The sequence below is a fragment of the Streptomyces sp. NPDC059564 genome (assembly GCF_042735575.1).
In the GTDB taxonomy this organism is placed as follows: Bacteria; Actinomycetota; Actinomycetes; order Streptomycetales; family Streptomycetaceae; genus Streptomyces.
On the sequence record NZ_JBHWBP010000540.1, the window covers coordinates 1 to 3,520 of the forward strand.

General features: G+C 70.9%; 3 protein-coding genes. 2 read left to right on the top strand and 1 reads right to left on the bottom strand.

Going from position 1 to position 3,520, the window contains the following annotated elements; genetic code table 11:
- Window positions 1-105: 105 nt before the first annotated feature.
- Entirely contained in the window at window positions 106-642 is a 537-nt protein-coding gene (locus ACFV0Q_RS39730) for an acyl-CoA thioesterase (protein WP_385012749.1), read from the bottom strand.
- 106 nt (window positions 643-748) lie between these two features.
- Here ACFV0Q_RS39730 and ACFV0Q_RS39735 point away from each other — a divergent pair, with 106 nt between their 5' ends.
- Complete coding sequence (locus ACFV0Q_RS39735) at window positions 749-2,098, top strand: LCP family protein (RefSeq protein ID WP_385012751.1); 1,350 nt, start codon at window positions 749-751, stop codon at window positions 2,096-2,098.
- Window positions 2,099-2,287: 189 nt separating this feature from the next.
- Window positions 2,288-3,463: an acyltransferase family protein gene (locus ACFV0Q_RS39740; protein WP_385012753.1), complete on the top strand. Its 1,176-nt coding sequence runs from the start codon at window positions 2,288-2,290 to the stop codon at window positions 3,461-3,463.
- Window positions 3,464-3,520 lie beyond the last annotated feature (57 nt).

Below are 3,520 nucleotides of genomic sequence, written 5' to 3' on the forward strand. Positions count from 1 at the left end.
GGTATGCCCGTGGGGCGGCGCCCCGCGGACGGGGCTCCGGGGCCACCGGGCCATCGCCGGCCCGGGCCGCCGGTGCGCCCCGGCGGACGGTCCGGGGGCGGCGGCTCAGTCGTCGAGGCCCTCGGCGGAGCGGCGTTCGCGGAGCTCGGTGATCGCCTGGCGGCGGGCGAGCCGGTGCGTGCGGCGGATCTGGGCCTCCTGGTAGCGCCGCTCGTCCTGCTCGGTCTCCGGGATCACCGGCGGGACCTGGCGGGGCTTGCCCTCCGCGTCGACCGCCGTGAAGACGAGGTAGGCGCTGCCGACCTGGGTGGCGGGGGTGGACTCGTTCCACCGCTCGGCGAGGACCCGTACGCCGATCTCCATCGAGGAGCGGCCGGTCCAGTTGCACTGCGCGCGGACGTGGACCAGGTCGCCGACCCGGACCGGGGCCAGGAAGGCCATCTCGTCCATGGACGCGGTGACGGCGGGCCCGCCGGAGTGGCGCCCGGCCACGGCACCGGCGGCGTCGTCCACCAGCTTCATGATCACACCGCCGTGCACCGTCCCGAGGAGGTTGGTGTCGTTCGCCGTCATGATGTGGCTGAGGGTGGTCCGCGAGGCCGAGATCGGCTTGCCCTGGGGCGCCGCCGGTATTTCTGTCATGGGGCCACCTTAAGTGGGTGCGCCAGGCATCAGCTCTGCAACAGCCCCGGCACGAAGCGCGCACCGGGGTGTCGGGCGACACGCCCGGCCAGGCATCCTTGTGCGCATGAGTGACTGGGACGGCTGGAACGGCGAGCGCGACGCGCGCGGCCGCCGCGATGACGGGTACGGACGCGGCAGCGGGCAGGCGCAGCCGGAGGGCGCGCAGCGGATGCGCCACGTCCAGCGGCAGCCGCAGCCGCCGCAGCGCCCGGCCCGGCCGCCCGTCCCCCCGCAGGCGCCGCCCCCGGGCCGGCCCGCGTACGGGGTGCCGCCGCAGCAGGCGCAGGGGCCGGACGCGGCGTACGACAGCGGGTACAACACCGGCCAGGTCTACGGAACGCCCGCGGGCCCCGGCGGTCCGGCGGGCCCCGGCCGCCCCGGACGCCCGGGCGGGCCTTCCGGGCCCGGCGGGCCCGCGGGACCGGCCGGACCGGCTCCGGACTGGCGCAAGCGGATCAAGGTCGGCTCGATCGCGCTGGTCTGCGTCCTCGTCGTCACCGGCATCGGCACCTACTTCTGGGCCGACTCCAAGGTGCGCCGCGAGGTCGACCTCTCCAAGGTGATCGAGCGCCCGAAGGAAGGCGACTGCACGACGTACCTGATCGTCGGTTCCGACAGCCGCGAGGGCATGTCCGACGAGGAGAAGAAGAAGCTCCACACGGGCTCCGCCGAGGGCAAGCGCACGGACTCGATGATGGTCCTGGCCAAGTGCTCCAGCGGGAACACGATGATCTCGCTGCCGCGCGACTCGGACGTGGAGATCCCCTCCTTCGTCGGCTCCCAGTCGGGCAAGAAGTTCCCGTCCCAGGGACGGCGGGTCAAGCTGAACGCCGCGTACGCGGAGGACGGCCCCGAGCTGCTGGTGCGGACGGTGGAGTTCAACACCGGGCTGCGCATCGACCACTACGCCGAAATCGGTTTCGCCGGATTCGCGAACATCGTGGACGCGCTGGGCGGCGTGGAGCTGGACATCGAGCAGGCCTTCAAGGACGAGAAGTCGGGCGCCGACTTCAAGGCGGGCCGTCAGACCCTCAACGGCGAACAGTCGCTGGCCTTCGTACGCACCCGGTACGCCTTCGCGGAGTCGGACCTCCAGCGGACGAAGAACCAGCAGAAGTTCCTGGGCGCGCTCGCGAGCCAGGCCGCGACTCCGAGCACGGTCCTGAACCCCTTCTCCCTCTATCCGGTGATGGGCGCGGGCCTGGACACCCTGATCGTGGACAAGGACATGGGCCTGTGGGACATGGGGCAGATGTTCTTCGCGATGAAGGGCATCAACAGCGGTGACGGCGTGTCGATGAACATCCCGATTTCCGGCCAACGCGGCGGCAACCTCGTCTGGGACAAGGCGAAGGTCCAGCAGCTGGTCAAGCAGATCCAGAACGACGAGAAGGTCACCGTCCGGGGAAACTGAACCGTATGAAACCGGACGGCACGGGTCCGCCGACGGGCGTGGGGTGAACCACGTGCTGTGGACAGTGCGATGGTTTTCTCGTAAGACTGTTGCCGCCCAAGCACCGGGGGGGGATAGCCCGGATGGGCCGCGCGTCCCGCGCGGCCGTCGAGCATCGGGGCACGCATCCGTCCTGCCCGTGGAGCGTCCATGTCGTTGCATCCGTCCCCGCGCGTCCTCGATGACCGGCGGGAGGACGGCAAAGGTCCCCTTGTGCTGCCGTCCCTGCCGGGGCAGCCAGGGCCGGGTCCGGCCGCCGCCCGGCCGCGGCTGCGCGTCCTGGACGGGCTGCGGATCCTGGCGGCGGTCCTGGTGCTCATGCACCACTACACCCGTCAAGAGGTGTGGGGGCGTGACGCTTTCGGCTGGCTGACCATGGTGGGCCGCTACAGCTGGATGGGCGTCGAGCTCTTCTTCATGATCAGCGGTTTCGTCATCTGCATGTCCGCCTGGGGCCGGCCGCTCGGCAGCTACCTGCGCAGCCGGGTGATCCGCCTCGGGCCCGCGTACTGGTTCTGCGTACTCGTCACCATGGGAGTGCTGCTGGCCGTCGGCAAGCCCTTCGGCGGAGCCGGGCCGGGGCTGAGCCAGATCCTGACCAACCTGACGATGTTCCAGACCCCGCTGGGCAGCGCCGAACTGGACATGTCGTACTGGACGCTCTGGTCCGAGTTGCGGTTCTACCTGATCTTCGCGGTGGTCGCCTGGTCCGGTCTGACCTACCGCAAGGTCCTGAACTTCTGCTGGATCTGGACGGTCGCCTCGCTGCTGGCCCCCAGCTCCGGGCTGCCGGTCCTCAACGTCCTGGCGAACCCGAACTACTCCCCGCTGTTCATCTCCGGCATCTGCTTCTACCTGATCCGCCGTGAGGGACCGCGCGCGGGCGAGCCGTGGGTGCTGCTCGGGTTCTCCTGGCTGCTGATGCAGCGCTGGCTGAACGACATCGTCGCGTGGAACACCGTGAAGGGCGACCGGCTGTCCTGGGAGATGTGCCTGGCCGTCGTGACCCTCTGCTACGTCGTCATGGCCGCCGTGGCCCTGGGATGGCTGGACCGGATCGACTGGCGCTGGCTGTCGGTCGCGGGCGCGATGTCGTACCCGCTGTACCTGCTGCACCAGCAGATCGGCGTGACCCTGCTGCACCAGTGGCGGCGGGACGTGGAGCCGTGGACGCTGCTGCTGTCGGCGACGGCCGTGATGCTGCTGGCCTCGTGGCTCATCCAGCGGTTCGTGGAGCGGCCGCTGGCGGGCCGTCTGAAGCGCTTCCTGGAGAACCGGCCGGGCGGCGGGCGGAGCAAGGCGGCCCGGCCGCAGGAGACCGCGTAGCGGCGTACGTACGGAGAAGAGGGGCACCCCCCGGGGGGTGCCCCTCTTCTCCGTGTG